The 675-nt window shown below is 70.5% G+C and carries 1 protein-coding gene; it reads left to right on the forward strand.

Annotation, left to right across the window (positions count from 1 at the left end):
• Nucleotides 1–24 precede the first annotated feature (24 nt).
• Nucleotides 25–675 (forward strand): sulfate reduction electron transfer complex DsrMKJOP subunit DsrO (gene dsrO, locus G7A99_RS23260; protein WP_163144420.1); only part of this gene is annotated, 651 nt, incomplete at its 3' end.

The following is a 675-nucleotide window of genomic DNA, read 5'->3' on the forward strand; positions in this document are numbered from 1 at the left end:
GACATCATCTTTCGGAGCGTGATCATGGACCCAAGCAGACGCGAGTTCCTGCGCCGGGCCGGGGTGCTCACCGCCGGTGCGGCGACGATCCCCCTCAGCGAGGCCCGGGCGGCGATCAACGAGCAGCCGCCCCGCCGCGGCGGCGATCCGGACCGCCGCTACGCGATGCTGATCGACCTGCGCCGCTGCATCGGCTGCCAGGCGTGCACGGTGAGCTGCTCGCTGGAGAACCAGCCCCCCATCGGGCAGTTCCGCACCATCGTCCACCAGTACGAGGTGGCGGAGTCCGACGGTGACGGCGTGGCCAGCTTCATGCTCCCGCGGCTGTGCAATCACTGCGACGAGCCGCCGTGTGTGCCGGTCTGCCCGGTGCAGGCCACCTTCCAGCGCCGCGACGGCATCGTGGTCGTGGACAACGAGCGGTGCGTGGGCTGCGGCTACTGTGTCCAGGCCTGCCCCTACGACGCGCGTTTCATCAACCACGAGACCCGCACCGCCGACAAGTGCACCTTCTGCGTCCACCGCCTGGAGGCGGGGCTGCTGCCCGCCTGCGTGGAGAGCTGCGTGGGCGGTGCCCGGGTGATCGGCGACCTGCGCGACCCGGACAGCACCATCAGCCGGATGCTGCGCGAGCACGAGGACGACATCCGCGTGCTCAAGCCGGAGATGGGGACC

Source organism: Arhodomonas sp. KWT (assembly GCF_010993615.1).